Raw genomic sequence first — 16328 nt, 5'->3', positions numbered from 1 at the left:
TTTGTGATTTCCCAATAGCTTATGGCTTGGCAAGGGGTGTTAGGAACAAATATTGCCATCGACCATTTAGGAAATGAAATGGTCAAGTGCATTAGACATAACTTTTATGCATCTAATGTAGACAATATGAAATGACGGAGGTGGTACAAAAAAAGTAACCATCCTTAATTTGTTGAAACGTGGATTTACCATTATACTTTGATTAGAAAAAATTCATAGTATTGTGGGATTACCGCAAACAAATAAGGAGGGTTACCTATGAATAGAATAATCAAAATTGGCATGGATGTCCATACTACAAACTATACTTTATGTATTTTTGAACCATCTTTTGAGAATAAAGGCACTGTTCACTTTGTTACTCAGGTAAAACCAAATGTTAAAAACATTGTTCGAGTTATTGATACCTTCAAGAGAAAAAACGAAAATGATGAATTGAGAATTACTTGTGGCTATGAAGCTGGATGCTTAGGGTATTCTTTGTATCGCGAATTGAAAGACAAGGGCATTGATTGTGTTATCTTGGCGCCAACAACCATGAAGACGGAAAAAGGCGGCCGTAAAATCAAAAACGATTACAGAGACGCCAGAATGATTGCCGAATGTCTTGCCTATGGTGGATATTCTGCTGTACATATTCCAAACGAATTGGATAACTCTGTGAAGGAATATATTCGTATGCGTGATGATATTCATGAAAACTTAAAAAAAAATCAAACAGCAGATCATTTCATTGATGACACGAAATGGAAAGCAATTTGATGGAAAAAGTTATTGGACAAGAAACATTTGGATTGGATCAAGGCTACAGCGTTCCAAGAAGAATTTCTGAATGAAACACTGGATGAATACATGATCGAATACCATCATCTAATCGATCGAGTAGAAGCCCTCGATAAGCGTATTGAAGAAATATCAACGAAAGAAGAATATGTAGAGAAGGTGCAGCAGTTACAATGCCTGATTGGAATCAAGACACATACGGCACTGTCTTTGATCGTGGAAACAAGTGACTTCACACGCTTTACAAAAGGAAATGTATTCGCTGCATATCTGGGACTGATACCAGGAGAAGATTCATCTGGTGAAAAAGAAAATCGACTAGGTATCACGAAAGCAGGAAACCGTCATTTAAGGAAATTAGTGGTCGAATCAGCACAAGGATATACAAGGGGCCAAATTGGATTCAAATCAAAAGATCTGAAAGCTCGGCAGTCAAAGTGCAGCAATGAAGTGATTGCCTATGCCGATCGCTGCAACGAAAGGTTAAGAAGAAAGTATTATCGAATGATAGCAAGAGGAAAAAGCTACAATGTGGCAAAAGTAGCTGTAGCAAGAGAACTTGCATGTTTTGTATGGGGAATCATGACAGATCGTATGGAATTAAGTAAATAAGAAGAAAAATTAACAAATCAAAGAATTTAATGAAGTAAAAGAAGTAGAAACGAATCAAGGACATTGGACAGGGAATTTCTAGAAACGGAAGGTTAAAGTTATTCAAGACCTCTCTATGTAGACAATCCTTATATCCATAAGAATTGATTCACGATGGTAGACAATGAAACTTGCGGTGAAACCATTGACCTGAGGTAACCAATCCACGAATAACAGAGTGGCCAACCACCGATAATTCTGTACAGAAGTTTCCTGTCTAATGTCCTTGATTTAAACAAATAGGCGATTATCAAAGGAAAATGATATTTCTACTTGACAATCGTCATTTCATAACAGAGAGGAGCCATAGAGAAGATCAAAAAAGGTTTTATAACAAAATAACGTTTTATTCCATAGAAGATGCACAGATACAATTAAAGAAATACCTGAAAAGATCCAATAACAGACCAATGAGACCTCTTGGTTATTTATCTCCAAATGATACAATCGTTAAGTTATCAAATGTGTAATACATCATTTACAAACCTACAATTTCATGTATAAAATGCTGTAGTTATACTAATTTTAATGTCTATAAATTCAATTAACTTTTTTTTAACACAGTTTTGATACAGATTACAAAAATATAAAAAAGATTGCTAATTAAAAATAAATTGCGAGTTTACAATAGGAAAGATGGAAAATTATTTATAAGGGAATGTAAAAATATAGCTTAAATATTTGAAAGTTGCTTTATGTTCTGATAATATTTTATTGAATAAATCTTAAAACATGAATTCATGAATTAAAGGGGGTAATTTCATGGTACAACACAAAACATCAAGACGTTTTTAGCAGTGTTCTTATCACTGATATTAGTGATGGGCATAATGCCTGTAACTGTATTTGCAGAAGATGGAGATGTGACTTATTCGGATGAAAATGGGGATGTGCAGACGATCAATAACCCAACGCTTGTTCAAAATATCACGTCTATGGGTGCCAATGGACAGACAACATGATATGCCGCATTAGAAAGCACGACTATTTCGGCGAATTATCTTGAAGTCTATGGGGACGTAAATCTGATTTTAGCGGATGGAGTTACACTGAAAACCTCAACGATAAAGCTAAATCAAAATAGTTCCTTGACCATTTATGGTCAGTCGGCACAAACCGGTCAGTTAATTGCGACAGGTTATAGCTATACTTATTTTACAGGTTATGGCAGTGCGGCAACCTGCTATTCAGGAATTTATGTTCCTCAGACGACGACGCTCACCATTAATGGTGGAAATATTGAAGCATATGGTACGTCTCGGGAACCTGGAAACAATGATGTAGCGGCTTCGCCTGGAATTGGCGATTATGATGATAGTGGCTACATAAAGTCTTCAGACGTTGGGACGATTGTTATTAATAGGGGTAATGTTTTGGCAAAGGGTACATCGGCCGGTGGATGGTGGACTACGGCACATCAGGCAGCAGGTATCGGATCTCGTAACGGTCAAAATGACACAGGAAGCCTCATTATCAATGGGGGCAGTGTTACCTCTACATCTGGATGGGGTGCCTTTTCTGTCAACTCCTTGGAAATGAACGGAGGTACAGTCAATACTGGTGAAGGCCTGAAAGGTCAAGCTAAGGGTCTGACTGCAAATAACTTTGCCTTGAACGGTGGTACCATGGTACTGGATAATGTAAATGTTGATGAGCAATTTACAGCCGATGGTACAAATGGCCCTGTGCTTAACTGTACGGGTCTTTCTGGTAAATACAATGAAGCAGATTTAAACCTTCTTGTTTGGATAGGCAGCAATGGTACCGTGTATGGGGGCTATCACCTTATAGAAGCTCTTACGATTGCTGCAGATGAAGTCTTGACCATCAATGATAATGCAGAGTTGAATGTGGGAGATCAAACATTTACCAACAATGGGACTTTGCGGTTTAATATGGGCAGCAGCTTGAGTGGGGCGAGCCCTTCTGGAAAAGTTGAGTACCAGACGCTTTGGGATACAGATGGTGATGGTAAGGTTGATGAAATTACTTATACTGAAAAGGGAACCGTGCCAACACATGATGATCCAGTAAAGGAGATGACAGAAAACACTGTTTATACCTTTGACACTTGGACTCCTGATCTTTCAGAAATCCAGAGTCCTACACAATACACTGCAAAATTTACAGAGAGCGAACGCAAATATACGGTGACGATTTCTTCTGGAGAAGGCTATGTGGTTCACTACAATGGGGAGTCATCAGTCGCTTACAATACGCCGATTGAGTTCACTGTAGAGATTCTACCAGGTTTTGAATTTACATGGGGTGATATGGTAACTGTGAATGATCAGCCGTTGTCTGCGGATGGTCAAGGTATCTATCGTTATACTGTGACGTCAGATACTAATATTCAAGTAAACAATGTCAGTGATTGGACTAATCCAGATGGAGATATCACTTTCCAAGGTAAATCTGTAAAAGAAGATCATCATAAACTAGAGGATAATAAGGACATTAACAGATTTGTCAATGAGGATGTGGAAATTGCTATCACAGGGTGGGATGTTGGTCGAGACCTAAAAAGTATTGAGTATTACCGCAGCACAAATGTTATAGATTATTATTATGTAGAGCATGAGATTCAAGACTGGGTTCCTTATACCGGACCGATTACTGAAAAAGTAAAGGATGGAGAGACTTTTATTTATTATGTTCGTCTAACAGATTTATCTGGAAACCGAACCTATTTTGCTGCAGGAGCAACATTTGACACAACTAAACCAGCGATAGCGGGTGTTAAAGATGGAAATACTTATTATACTACACAAAACGTCATGGTAACGGATGAAAATCTCGAGGCTGTTACCTTGAATAACAAGAAACAGGATACTAACACTTTTGTGCTTCCAGGAAATGTGGAAGATAATTATACCATCGTTGCTACCGACAAGGCTGGAAATAAAACGGAATATACCGTGGCCATGAAACCTATCAGCAGCCTTGAAGCTATTCTTAAAGATCTAACTCTTGAAAATGTTACTTCTGAAAATACCGATGAACTCGATGCTGTTCAAGACATCATCGATTCTATGGATTTGACAAATGCTACGGAGGATGAACGTTCAGCCGTTCAAGAATTAGAGAGTACATGTATGTCTTTGATCAGCAAGATCGATGAAGTTGCTGAGAAGATTCGATACTTAAAAGAGGCTGTTGCTGGCTACAGTCTAGATACCGTCACATCTTCAGATAAAGACGCTGTCATTTCATTGCAGAAAGATATCCAAGGCTTGATTTCTTCAGGCAATCTAACGAATGAAGAAATCAAAGAAATGCAGCTTCAATACCAACAATGTGAAAATCTACTTCAAAAGATAGAAGAAATAGAACAGATGCCAGATGATCTGGAAGAGGCCTTACAAAATTATGATTCATCTTCAGTTACTTCAGCTGATAAAGAATCCATTGAACAAATAAAAGAAACGATACAGGATCTGATAAATTCTGGCAATCTTACCGAAGAAGAAAAAACGAAGATGGAAGAATTATTTGAAAGCTGTGATGCTCTGCTTGAAAAGATAACAGAAGCAAAGCATACTGGCAATACCGAAAATATCAATAGGGTGGAGAATATTACTGCTGGTAATGTAAAATTGGAAGATAAAGAGAATCTGAGTGCAGCAAAAGAAGACATAGAAAATGCTTTGAAAAACTTTGGAAATAATTATACCGAAGAAGAAAAAGAAGAACTCCAAGGAAAACTTGAGCAGATCAATAACGCTTTGGCAAGCATCGAAAAAGCAGAAAGCACGCAAAATGTCATCAATGCTTTGCCAGAAACCGTAGAACCAGATGATATAAAAGCTGAAGCCTTGATTCATGCAGCTAAAGAACAGTATGATCAACTTACTGATCATGAAAAATCTTTAGTCTTTGATAAATTGCAGGCAAAACTGAAAACTTTGCTCGAAGATTTGACTGATTATAAGATTATTCAAGGCAATGGAAGCAAGTGGACTTTTGGAAAAGATGACACTTTGACAATCACGGCCAATGGTGCATTCTCTAAATTCACTGGAATCTTGATCGATGGCAACTATGTGGCTCCGTCGAATTATACAGCAGTTTCCGGCAGTACGATCATTACGGTACAGTCGTCTTATCTAAAGACGCTGTCTGCAGGAAATCATACTTTGACAGTATTGTATACAGATGGGAAAACGACTGGCGAGTTTGAGATCATAAAAGAATCTCCAGTAACTGGCATTAACAATGACGTCATGCTTTGGATAGTGCTGCTGTTTATGACCGGCGGTGTAATTGGCATCCTGATGCGGAACAGGAAAAAGAAACATATGTAGTTTTATGATGAAATGATCACATTTGTATGAGCAGATCATCCGAGGTTTTTGCTGATTCGGCAAAAACCTCTTTTTACTAGAAGACCCTAGATAAGAAAGTGACCGTCGCAGGAGCAGATTAGATCATAAGAAACCAACATTTTTCGGTAATTTAAAGGTGGGGGATCAAATCCACAATAATTTAAATTACCTCATTTAATCAAAAGAGAGCGGCTAAGACTGCTTTCTTTTTTTATATCATTTAGATCAATATAAATAACTATGTCATGTGATAGTCTGTATAAATTAGTGAAAAATATTTTTAGAATTAATAATAACAAATCAGAATATTGTGTGATTGATATATATGTTAGTATAGAGGCTGTCTATCCAATGCAATAGATAGATTAAGATTTTTTTTGAATTGTTTGAGAGAAGGAAGAAAGTTGGTTAGTGAAACAAAAGACTTTCTTTTTGTTTATAGTCTTGATATAATTTCTGCACATGAGAGGGAGGTGTGCCTAATGACTAAAAAAGAAAATGTTTGTTCCATATTGATGTTTATAGGATTAGCAATAATGGCAGTGTCATATCTTGACATTATTAGTATCATATCAAGTGTATTAAATAAATTGCTCAATTTAGGCTTGCCAGATGTATGGTTTAATTCATTTGTATTTAGAGGGATCATTGCTTTATTTGGCGGTTTGTTTTTGATTGCAGGTGGATTATTGTTAAAGAATAATAGAAAATAGAGTTCAAAAAGTAAAGAAGATGCATATTGAATTTAAGTTATCATTTTACAGTTGCGTAGCTCTGTTTGTTTTTTTTTGCGATTTTTTTCAGACATCATTTTGTCTATTTTATCAAAAAATATCAATAGCTCTTCATGTATTCTTTGTTTTCTCTTTTAAGGAAATATTTGCTTGAATCATCATCTTGTTGTAAACAAGACATATTCCTTGACAGAAAAAGAAATTGTTCATACAATGGACAATACCTTCATACAGATAATTGGATGCAAAGAATTATCCTGCATATAAAAGGTGAAGAGTAATTAGGAGGAAATAGAGTGAAACGTTTTATGAATGCAGCTTTGTTATATGCTGTCCTTGCGATGATTGGCGGTATTTTTTATAGAGAGTTTACGAAGATCTATGGCTTTACAGGTAAAACGACTTTGGGAGTAGTCCACGTGCATTACCTTCTGCTGGGTACTTTGTTTTTTCTTATGTTGATTCTGCTGGAAAAACAATTTTCTTTTATGCGTGCAAAGACGAATCGTATTCTTGCTGTTTATCATATAGGATTAAATTTAACAGTTGTAATGTTTGTTGTGCGCGGTGTGATACAAGTGTTGGGAACAATGTTGCCTTCGGGCATGGATGCAATGGTCTCCGGTATTGCTGGAATAGGCCACATTTTGCTTGGAATAGCTCTTATTCTTGTTCTGCTAGAGATTAAACGCAAAATAGCAGACGATAAGCAGTAATGCAATATTGTTTAAAAATATAAATGTAAAAATACATGGATATCCCCAGTATTTTTGATGGAGATATCCATGTAGATAATTATGCTCATATCCATATACTTCTATTCGAGTATCTATTGCATATGAGCTTTTTTAGTGGAATGTATTCACTGTCATAAAAGTGCAGCGTAAATGGTTTGTTTGTATATCTGAACTATTTATTTTTCAATCTTTCTTTTGCTTCTGCAATCGTTTCTCCCTCTTTTGTTAGATAATGGTCGACAAAAGTATCCTCTATTCTCGTATAGCTGTCAACAACTCGATCTTCAATTTGTTTGTATGTGTTCATAACTTTTTCTGCTATTTTTTCATTTGTTTTTACCAGTTTTGATTTTGCCATGGTCTTCATCCTTTCTTGTTGATTCTAACTTTAATCATGAATTCCCTTTGTCAGGGGAATGATACTAAGCAATATGACAATTCCGATACAGCCGATGAAGACTCCTAAGAACATATTGTTCCATAACATGCTGAAGCACATGCCTGTACCAAGTCCTATTAGGCCCAATATCGTAACTAAGGTAATAAAAAGAATTTTTACAGAAAAGTGGATAGGATCTTCATGTTCCATCTTTCGCCAAATAAAGATTGTGAGAAAACCGAAAAATAATCCAACACATCCTAATATGATTCCTGGCTGCAATGTGTCCCATTCTTGCATGAGAGCCATACACATTCTAACAGCGAATAAGATCAAACTGATCGTTCCCAGAATGAGGGAAATAAAGTTACTTTTTTTCATTTGTACATACCTCCATTTTCATTAAAACAACAGTTGTTGTTTTAATACAATTTGACTATAATCAAATTAGAAGTGAAAAACAATCATCAGATTTATGGCAAGTGTTGAGATAAAGGAGATTTTATGAATACCCCAAATAACAAAAGAAAAAAAGCATCGATCGATCGTATTGAAAAAGTTTTTATTAAACTGTTGCAAGAAAAGGAAATGGATAAGATCAGTGTGTCAGATATTTGCAAGAAGTCTAAATTGAATCGTTCAACATTTTATGCAAACTACACAGATATTTATGATTTGGCAGACACCATACGTGATAAACTCGAAAATGAATTGTTCCTCTTATACAAAGAGGATTACATGCAAGGAATCAACAGCAATGATTATGTAAAGCTTTTTAAGCATATCAAAGAAAATCAGTTATTATATCAAACATATTTCAAACTGGGTTACGATAATAACTATAAAATCATCAATTACGATGAAGAACTTGCAAAAACCTATTTTCCAAATGGATATGTTTCCTATCATATGGCTTTTTTTAAAGCAGGTATTACACAGATCATCAAGATGTGGCTGAAAAATGGATGTAAGGAAAGTCCGCAGGATATGTTCGAAATCATAAAAAGTGAGTATCGCGGCAGGGATGCCTTCTTTACAAATGAATGATGCGTGCGCTCATGTTTCTTTTTATAAGCGAAATGTGAATATGTGTTGCTTGTCGCAACGGCAGGAGTTTTTTACAATAACGATGACAACGAAAAAGGAGGTCATCTGGCATGTTAAGTGAAAACATAAGAGCAATTCGAAAATCAAAAGGTCTTTCACAAGAAGAGCTGGCAGTGAAGCTAAATGTAGTACGACAAACGATTTCTAAATGGGAACATGGTTTATCCGTTCCGGATTCTGATCTGTTGATTGCAATGGCGGATGCATTGGATACATCGGTAAGCACGCTGCTTGGTGAATCAGTGGTTGAAACACAACCGGATGATATAAAGGTCATTTGTGAGAAACTAGAACTCATTAATTTACAGTTAGCTCAAAGAAAAGATCAAAGACGAACGATCTTGCACTGGCTGTTTTTGTGTTCATTTCTCTTTCTGATCATGATAGCAATCCTATTGTTTATATTTCATGGTGCTTATCTGAGATGGGATTATCAAGATCCGGAAATGGCCGTCATGGGCACAATCATGCATGCGTTTGAATGGCTGTTCATCCGCTTATTGCCGATTTTATTGATTATAATAGGTGCAGCTGTTTTCTTGACACGAAGAGAGCATTCCTAAACTTCTGTTGTATTTCAGAAGGTTAATGTGATGCCTTAAAATTTGAATGAACAGAATTTTTGAGGGCTTCAATATAAAAAAGACAGGTCTCTTCTGAAGCAACCTGTCTTTTTTATATTATATGTGAAATACAAATATAGCAAATGCGCATAGTGCAAAGATCTGGGATAAGATTTTCATTTAGTGATAGAAAGGATAGAAAAGAAGTCTATTGATCAAAATTTTTATATAGTTCTATACATTGCTTGATCCATGAACAGGTAGCTTCTTCACGTGTAATAGCGCCAAGTAAAACTAAATAGTCAGAAAATGCAGAAGCTTCTTTCGGAGGAATAGAAGCAAAGCCTCTTTTGTTTTCTTGTAAATGATTCAAACGATGCTGGTGTTGGATCAATTTTGATTCTAATAATTTTAAACGCTCTTCGGGCGTTAAAAGGTGAGAATAAAATAATTGCAAACGAAATTCATCTTTTGGGGTCGGACGCATAGGATAGCTAGTTTGTAGCCATTTAAAAAAATCTTTTTTTCCTTTATCGGTTACTGTATACATTTTTTTTTCTAAAACGGAACCTGATATTTCAACATGATAGGTAATTAGACCCTCTTCAGTAAGACGTTTCAGTTCAGGATATATTTGACTATGACGTACAGACCAAAATTCAGACAATGGTCCTTCAAAAAGTTTCATTAATTCATAGCCAGTCATATTTTTTTGGCAAAGCATACCTAATAAAGCGTATTTTATTGTTCTCATAACATTTCCTTTCTATTCAACTATATAAGATCATTTTATTAATATCATAAAAAACATTAAATTTCTAGACGGTAATTTTATTATATAACATGTCATATATTGACATGTTATATAATAGTTGCTATGATTTCATTGGATTTGGAATTTAGGAGGAAAAGAGATGAATTTAACACAGAAACGATGGCTCATATTGGCTGCTTGCTGTTTAGCAAATTTATGCTTAGGTTCCATTTATACATGGAGTGTTTTTGCATCACCAATGGCAGACCATCTGTCCAATCTATCAGGGCTGCGTTTTACTTCTTCAGATTTAGCTATTGTATATACTATAGCCAATTCAGTAGGACCGATTACAATGATTTCCGGAGGATGGTTTAATGATAAATTAGGCCCTAGAAATGTCATTCTGGTAGGAGGGCTCATGTTTGGCTTGGGAATGTTTTTTTCAGGTTTTGCTACGAGTGTTTCTTTTTTGATCATCACATATGGATTGATCTATGGGCTTGGCTTGGGAATGGCATATGGGGCAACAATAAGTACTTGTGTGAAGTTTTTCCCGGATAAACGTGGTTTAACAGGCGGTTTGACTACTGCAGCTTATGGATTAAGCTCTGTTATTTTACCGCCGGTCGTTGCGAGTATTGTCGAAGTAGCTGATGTTTTGATGGCATTTAGAATCGTGGGAATTGTATTTTTGATCATCCTATGTGTTTGTGCATTATTTATTGAAAAGTGTCCGGAAGGTTTTGTTCCTGAAGGGTGGACACCGCCTTCAAAGCAAGCAAATGCTACTAGAATGGATAAAGATTGGAAAGGCATGTTAAAGAGTCCCATTTTCTATATTATGATGCTTATGTTGTGCTGTGGTGCATTCTCTGGAATGATGTACACATCACAGGCGCGTTCAGTTGCTGAAACTATGATTGGGATGTCGGTCCTTTCCGCAAGTACTGTCGTTTCTGTAGTTTCATTATTCAATGTTTTTGGCCGTCTGTTAGCAGGGTATTTATCAGACAAGATCGGCCGTGTGCAAACATTGGCTTTATCTTGTTCTTTATGTATTTTTGGCTTATTTAATTTATATATTTCAGCAATGGGCGACACGCTGACTTTTTATATAGGTTCCGCTATTCTAGGGTTGTGTTTTGGCGCATTTATGGGCGTGTTTCCAGGTTTTACTGCCGATCAATTTGGCCCAAAAAACAATAGTGTGAATTTTGGGATCATGTTTATTGGTTTTGCTGTTGCCGGTTATTTTGGCCCGACGATCATGGCTAGCACAGCAATGGATGCCTCTCCATATAAAAGTGCATTTCTGATTGCTGCCATTTTAAATTTTGCTGGAATTATCCTTACCTTCGTCTATCGATTCATGAACAAAAAGATAAAATTTGAAGAAAGGAAAGTAAATGTATGAAAAGAAAATATCCAAATTTGACAAAACCTATCCGTATTGCAGGAGTTACATTTCGAAATCGAATGTTTTCAGCACCAATGGGTGGAACGGACATTACCAATGATGGCTGTATCGGTCCAAAATCAACAGCATTTTATGAGCTGCGGGCAAAAGGCGGCGCTGGAGCAGTTACGGTTTCTGAATGTATGGTACATCCTGAAACAGATGGATCACACGCATATCATTTAGATACTAGTATCTTAAATTCACTGGCTTCTGCTACCTATACTGCAGATGCCATTCGACGTCATGGAGCAATCGCTAGTATTGAACTTTCTCATTCTGGAATGTATTCAGGAACATATATGACAGATAAGAATCGCAAAAATGGATTGGCTCAATGGGGACCATCGGCTTGTGTACGTCCAGATGGTGTAGAAGTTGGTGAATTATCCACAGAAATGATCCATGATATTGTTGAGGCATACGGCCGGGTTGCAGGCCTTGCAAAAAGAGCAGGTTTTGAGATGATAATGATCCATGGTGGCCATGGATGGCTGATTAATCAGTTCTTGTCACCTTATTTTAATAAGCGAAACGATCAGTATGGCGGGAATTTAGAAAATCGCTGCCGATTTGCAAAAGAAGTATTAACATCAGTACGCAATGCAGTTGGCGATGCATTTCCAATTGAATTTCGCATGAGCGGTTCTGAATTGTTTGCAGGCGGATATACTTTAGAAGATGGAGTAGAAATTGCAAAACAATTAGAACCTTATATCGATCTGTTGCATGTATCCGCAGGAACTTATCAGCGTGGTTTTGGAGATACGCATCCGTCTATGTTTAAAGAACATGGATGCAATGTATATTTAGCAGCAGAAATCAAGAAACATGTTACTGTGCCAGTTGCCACAATAGGCGGACTAAATGATCCAGATCAGATGGAAGAGATCATTGCCTCAGGTAAAGCGGATGTCGTGTATATGGCAAGAGCTTTATTGGCTGATCACGAGTTGCCACGTAAAGTGACAGAAAATCGTGAAGAAGAAATCGTAAAATGTTTACGCTGTTTTACTTGTATGGCGGAGCGTGCTGCAACTGCTACACGTCGCTGTACAGTCAATCCATTGATTGGTCGTGAATTGGATGGAGTGGAAGTCACACCAGCTCCGATCAAGAAAAAAGTGCTGATTGCTGGAGGAGGCCCAGGAGGATTATATGCAGCTTATACAGCAGCGCGTCGAGGGCATGAAGTAATTTTGTGTGAGAAAGAAAATGAATTAGGCGGTATCTTGAAAAGCGAACAAGCCATCCCGTTTAAAAAAGAGATGTACGAACTAATTGCTAGTTATGAAAGACTGGCTAGAAACGCCGGAGCACAAATACGTACAAATACGGAAGTCACAGAAGAATATGTCGCTAAAGAGAATCCAGATGCGTTGATCATAGCGGTCGGTTCATCTCCAATTATTCCCAATATCAAGGGGATCCATGGTGACAATGTAGTTGTTGTCAATAATTATTATTTAGAGAAAGAAAAAGTCTCTGATGAAGTTGTCGTACTTGGCGGCGGATTAGCAGGTTGTGAATGTGCCATTCATTTAGGAATGGAAGGAAAAAAAGTACATTTAGTGGAAATGCGGGATTCTCTAGCAGTTGATGCTAATGTTCGTCATCGACCTTTGCTGTTAAATGAAGTTGAAAAGTATGCAACGGTTCATACAGGATATAGAGGGATGGAAATTACTGATCAAGGCGTCATTTGCGAAAAATCGGATCATCAGGAAGTTCTTGTTCCAGGTACGAGCATCATATGTGCCTTAGGACAGCGTTCAAATAAGACAACTGTCGAAGCATTATGGAACAGTGCTCCTTTTGTACGTGTGATTGGAGATGCAGAGAAAGTATCTACGATTACAAATGCTGTCTATTGGGGACATTATGCAGCCTTAGATATCTAGATCGATCATATATCTAATGTTTTGCTTTGAATTTTAAGAGAAGGAAGAAAAAATATTCTCCTTCTTTTTTATTGCTATAAGCAGATGATCAAACGATAGATACATGAAAGAAGAATGCATGATAAATCCTAAAATGTAAATATAAATAAAACCGCTGAATGATAGTCAACTGTTCGTTTTGTTGTAAAATGTTAAAAATAATTCAAACATTGAATTTGTGCAGATGTGGTAAAAAAACGCTTGGTCGAAAGCCAAACAACAAATTATTGCTGAAAAGGTATTTGAAAGTGGCCGAAGAGATAAAAGCAGAATAGGAAAGCAATATGACTGATGATTGCAATGAAGACATTAAAAATAGATACATAACATTTCTGTAATGTTTCTGAAGATGAATTGACTTCCGCTCTATAAAAATTTATTGTTAAATAGTAATCATTATCAATAAGAGAGTAGAGGAAGAGGAGAAATGAAAAGGAATACTTTGCAGAGGCAGATCGTATTGCATACTTTAAAGGAAATGTATGATCATCCCAGTGCTTCTCAGGTTTATGAGCGTGTTCATAAAGATTATCCAAGTATTTCAAAAGCCACTGTCTTTCGTATCTTAAGTGCAGCATGTGAAGATCATGAAGTGATGAAAGTGATGACACAAGATCGAGAAGTACATTATGAAATAAAGCATCCAGCACATTATCATATGCGTTGCCGGCGTTGCGGGAAGATTCAAGATGCAGACCTGCTTTATCAAGCACAATTTGATGAGTTACAAAGACAAATGGGTGATTTTCTGGTTGAGGGGCATTCGATCGAATTCTTTGGATTATGTAGTGATTGCATGAAAAAAGAAAGAGAGGAGCTCAATGATGAGTAAGCATTTGCCTTTGGATGTTCGTGTAGCCATTGAAGAAGATAATCCATCAATTGTCAGAGATGAAAGCTTATGTATCAAGTGCGGACAATGCAAGCTGGTCTGCCAGGAAAAGATCCATGTACATGGCTTTTATTCGCTGGAAGATACAAACGACATGGCGATCTGCATTCATTGCGGACAATGTGCAAACGTTTGTCCAACAGACAGTATTCATGAAAGAGATGAATATCAAAAAGTAAAAAAGTGGATCCATGATAAAGATAAAATTGTGGTCGTATCCACATCTCCATCTGTTCGCGTATCTTTGGGAGAGGCCTTTCAGATGGAACCAGGTTCTTTTGTTGAGGGGAAGATGGTAGCGCTGTTGCGCAAACTGGGGTTTGATTATGTCTTGGATACAAATTTTGCGGCTGACTTGACTATTATGGAAGAAGCGAATGAATTGGTGGAAAGAATCCAAAATAACGGGACACTCCCGCAATTTACAAGCTGCTGCCCGGCATGGATCAAATATGTGGAGACATTTAAACCGCAATATATTCCAAATTTATCCACTGCAAAGAGCCCAATCGGCATGCAGGGACCAACAGTAAAAAGCTATTTTGCTAAAAAGATGGGCATTGATCCTGAACGAATCATCAATGTCGCCTTGACGCCGTGTACTGCTAAAAAATTTGAGATACGCCGTGAAGAACTCAATGATGCCAAAACATATCTGGAATTACCTGAGATAAAAGATATGGATCATGTGATCACCGCACGGGAACTAGCAAAATGGGCAAAAGAAGAAAATATCGATTTTTCATCGCTGCCAGACGATACATATGACCCTTTGATGTCGCAGGCTTCCGGGGGCGGAATTTTGTTTGGCAACAGCGGCGGTGTCATGGAAGCTGCTTTGCGCAGCGCTTATCACATAATGACCAACAAAGAACCAAAAGCAGAATTGTTGAATTTACAGCCGGTCCGCGGTTTTGATGATGTCAAAGCCGGTTCATTGGATATCAATGGCATAGAAGTAAAATTTGCAGTTATTTCTACAACAGCTAGTGCAGAAAGATTTCTACACCAGATAGAGCAGACAAAGGAAACTTATCATTTTATAGAAGTGATGACTTGTCCAGGCGGCTGCATCGGCGGTGGAGGACAGCCTAAAGAATGGCTGCAGGCAGATCCGGATACATTGAAAAAAAGGATGCAAGGACTCTATCAGCGTGATCAGCAAGCAGAGATAAGATCCTCCTATGCCAATCCGGAAATCATACAATTATATACGGATTTTTATCAACAACCATTAAGTGCATTTTCTAAACAGATGCTGCACACAAACTACAAGGATCGCAGTGAAGATCTAGTGAAAGGAAAGAACAAAACAATGAAAAAATTTAGATGTAAAATTTGCGGATATATCCATGAAGCAGAGAGCTTGGCACCAGACTTTGTCTGTCCATTATGCAAGATGGGGGCAGAACAGTTTGAAGAAATAATGGAAGAAAGCAAGAAAAACAGCAAATATGCTGGTACAAAGACCGAGAAGAACCTGATGGAGGCATTTGCAGGAGAATCGCAGGCTAGAAATAAATATAAATATTTTGCACAAAAAGCAACACTAGAAGGTTATGAACAGATTGCGTCCATTTTCATGGAAACTTCCGAGCAGGAATCGCAACATGCCAAGATGTGGTACCAGGAATTTCATGGCATCGGCGATACGATGGAAAACTTGGAAACAGCAGCACAAGGTGAAAATGACGAATGGACAGATATGTACCAGCGGATGGCCAAGGAAGCAAGGGAAGAAGGGTTCATGGATCTGGCCGAGAAATTTGAAAGAGTAGCAGCAGTAGAGAAAGCTCATGAAGCCCGCTATCGCAAACTGCTGGAACGTTTGCAAAATGGGGAAGTCTTTAAGGAAGCAGGCGCAGTATTCTGGATGTGCCGGCAATGCGGGCATTTGCATTTTGATATCCATGCACCGGAAGTTTGCCCGACTTGCGGATATCCAAAGGCTTATTTTGAAAGACAAGCAACAAATTATTAATGAAATAAACTCCATATTAAAGT

At 37.4% G+C, this 16328-nt stretch carries 15 protein-coding genes and 1 pseudogene; 13 read left to right on the top strand and 3 right to left on the bottom strand.

Translation table 11 applies throughout. The features are described from left to right. Positions 1 to 258: 258 nt before the first annotated feature. The 6 genes from BQ9859_RS12685 to BQ9859_RS11945 all read left to right on the top strand — a co-directional run bounded on the left by BQ9859_RS12685 (position 259) and on the right by BQ9859_RS11945 (position 7209). Positions 259 to 762: an IS110 family transposase gene (locus BQ9859_RS12685; RefSeq protein ID WP_202613497.1), complete on the top strand. Its 504-nt coding sequence runs from the start codon at positions 259 to 261 to the stop codon at positions 760 to 762. A gap of 12 nt (positions 763 to 774) precedes the next feature. Further along, positions 775 to 1395 (top strand): transposase, encoded by a 621-nt coding sequence (locus BQ9859_RS12680; protein WP_235846447.1) that lies wholly within the window; start codon positions 775 to 777, stop codon positions 1393 to 1395. A gap of 869 nt (positions 1396 to 2264) precedes the next feature. Beyond that, positions 2265 to 2396, top strand: a complete 132-nt coding sequence (locus tag BQ9859_RS12825; RefSeq protein WP_268874606.1) for a hypothetical protein — start codon at positions 2265 to 2267, stop codon at positions 2394 to 2396. Positions 2397 to 2522: 126 nt separating this feature from the next. Next, entirely contained in the window at positions 2523 to 5738 is a 3216-nt protein-coding gene (locus tag BQ9859_RS11955; protein ID WP_075878380.1) for a hypothetical protein, read from the top strand. A gap of 503 nt (positions 5739 to 6241) precedes the next feature. Then, positions 6242 to 6472, top strand: a complete 231-nt coding sequence (locus BQ9859_RS11950; protein ID WP_075878379.1) for a hypothetical protein — start codon at positions 6242 to 6244, stop codon at positions 6470 to 6472. Positions 6473 to 6789: 317 nt separating this feature from the next. Further along, positions 6790 to 7209 carry a DUF2871 domain-containing protein gene (locus BQ9859_RS11945; protein ID WP_075878378.1) on the top strand — a complete coding sequence of 140 codons (420 nt, stop codon included), beginning with the start codon at positions 6790 to 6792 and terminating at the stop codon, positions 7207 to 7209. A gap of 193 nt (positions 7210 to 7402) precedes the next feature. Here BQ9859_RS11945 and BQ9859_RS11940 read toward each other — a convergent pair whose 3' ends face one another. Further along, on the bottom strand, positions 7403 to 7588 hold the full coding sequence (locus BQ9859_RS11940; RefSeq protein WP_075878377.1) for a hypothetical protein: 186 nt from the start codon (positions 7586 to 7588) through the stop codon (positions 7403 to 7405). A 30-nt stretch (positions 7589 to 7618) separates the two neighbouring features. Further along, the gene (locus BQ9859_RS11935; RefSeq protein ID WP_075878376.1) at positions 7619 to 7990 is read right to left on the bottom strand and encodes a hypothetical protein; all 372 of its coding nucleotides are present in this window, start codon (positions 7988 to 7990) and stop codon (positions 7619 to 7621) included. A 123-nt stretch (positions 7991 to 8113) separates the two neighbouring features. Here BQ9859_RS11935 and BQ9859_RS11930 point away from each other — a divergent pair, with 123 nt between their 5' ends. Both BQ9859_RS11930 and BQ9859_RS11925 read left to right on the top strand, forming a co-directional pair. Then, positions 8114 to 8656: a TetR/AcrR family transcriptional regulator gene (locus tag BQ9859_RS11930; protein ID WP_075878375.1), complete on the top strand. Its 543-nt coding sequence runs from the start codon at positions 8114 to 8116 to the stop codon at positions 8654 to 8656. A gap of 110 nt (positions 8657 to 8766) precedes the next feature. Next, complete coding sequence (locus BQ9859_RS11925) at positions 8767 to 9279, top strand: helix-turn-helix domain-containing protein (RefSeq protein WP_075878374.1); 513 nt, start codon at positions 8767 to 8769, stop codon at positions 9277 to 9279. 208 nt (positions 9280 to 9487) lie between these two features. Here the strand turns inward: BQ9859_RS11925 and BQ9859_RS11920 are convergent, their stop codons facing one another. Further along, positions 9488 to 10033, bottom strand: coding sequence for a PadR family transcriptional regulator (locus BQ9859_RS11920; protein WP_075878373.1), 546 nt, complete (start codon positions 10031 to 10033; stop codon positions 9488 to 9490). Positions 10034 to 10193: 160 nt separating this feature from the next. Here BQ9859_RS11920 and BQ9859_RS11915 point away from each other — a divergent pair, with 160 nt between their 5' ends. The 5 genes and pseudogenes from BQ9859_RS11915 (at position 10194) to rbr (ending at position 16305) form a co-directional block, all read left to right on the top strand. Next, positions 10194 to 11450, top strand: a complete 1257-nt coding sequence (locus BQ9859_RS11915; RefSeq protein ID WP_075878372.1) for an L-lactate MFS transporter — start codon at positions 10194 to 10196, stop codon at positions 11448 to 11450. Next, the gene (locus BQ9859_RS11910; RefSeq protein ID WP_075878371.1) at positions 11447 to 13393 is read left to right on the top strand and encodes an oxidoreductase; all 1947 of its coding nucleotides are present in this window, start codon (positions 11447 to 11449) and stop codon (positions 13391 to 13393) included. The genes BQ9859_RS11915 and BQ9859_RS11910 overlap by 4 nt, the downstream gene beginning before the upstream one ends. Before the next feature lie 466 nt (positions 13394 to 13859). Next, complete coding sequence (locus BQ9859_RS11905) at positions 13860 to 14264, top strand: Fur family transcriptional regulator (RefSeq protein WP_075878370.1); 405 nt, start codon at positions 13860 to 13862, stop codon at positions 14262 to 14264. After that, a pseudogene (locus BQ9859_RS11900) lies at positions 14254 to 15594 on the top strand ([FeFe] hydrogenase, group A); the annotation flags it as partial. The gene BQ9859_RS11905 and the pseudogene BQ9859_RS11900, both read left to right, overlap by 11 nt. 45 nt (positions 15595 to 15639) lie before the next feature. Next, complete coding sequence (gene rbr, locus BQ9859_RS12675; RefSeq protein WP_202613504.1) at positions 15640 to 16305, top strand: rubrerythrin; 666 nt, start codon at positions 15640 to 15642, stop codon at positions 16303 to 16305. Positions 16306 to 16328 lie beyond the last annotated feature (23 nt).

The sequence above is a fragment of the Merdibacter massiliensis genome, assembly GCF_900155395.1.
Taxonomy (GTDB): Bacteria; Bacillota_I; Bacilli_A; order Erysipelotrichales; family Erysipelotrichaceae; genus Merdibacter; species Merdibacter massiliensis.
Note: the sequence above shows the minus strand (reverse complement) of the source record. Positions and strands in the feature narration are given on the sequence as shown.